Below are 415 nucleotides of genomic sequence, written 5' to 3' on the forward strand. Positions count from 1 at the left end.
CCGGCCCACCGGCCGCCCCGGCCGGCCCGGCGGAGCCTGGCCGCACTCGGCGAGAGGCGGGCGCCCGCGGACGAGCCTCCGCTGCCCGGTGACCGGGTGCCTCTGGTCGGCACGGCTGGGCCGGCCGCACTCGGCGAGTGCCTGGCGCCCGTGGACGGCGTCCCCGCGGACGTGCTTCCGCCGCTCGCCCACCTTCCGCCGCCACGGCGGAGGCCGTCACCGTCCGAGAGGTGGAGCGCCAGCGCTGGTCCGCCTCGAACCTGGCCCACGCCGTCCCCGCCGGCCACGCGGTCCTCTCCCTGACCACGGTCGGCGGCGAACACACCCCACCGCCGCTGGTGGACCTGCGCGGCTGAGGCACGGCCCCGGCCGGGCCCGCCGGGACTCGGTCGGCCCGGACGGTGGACCTGCCTCC

At 80.5% G+C, this 415-nt stretch carries 1 pseudogene; it reads left to right on the plus strand.

Annotated features, from left to right (window positions below):
• Positions 1 to 197: 197 nt before the first annotated feature.
• Positions 198 to 356: pseudogene (locus IEZ01_RS35740) on the plus strand (ATP-binding protein); the annotation flags it as partial.
• Positions 357 to 415 lie beyond the last annotated feature (59 nt).

It is taken from the genome of Streptomyces purpureus (assembly GCF_014648195.1).
GTDB classification, from domain to species: Bacteria; Actinomycetota; Actinomycetes; order Streptomycetales; family Streptomycetaceae; genus Streptomyces; species Streptomyces purpureus.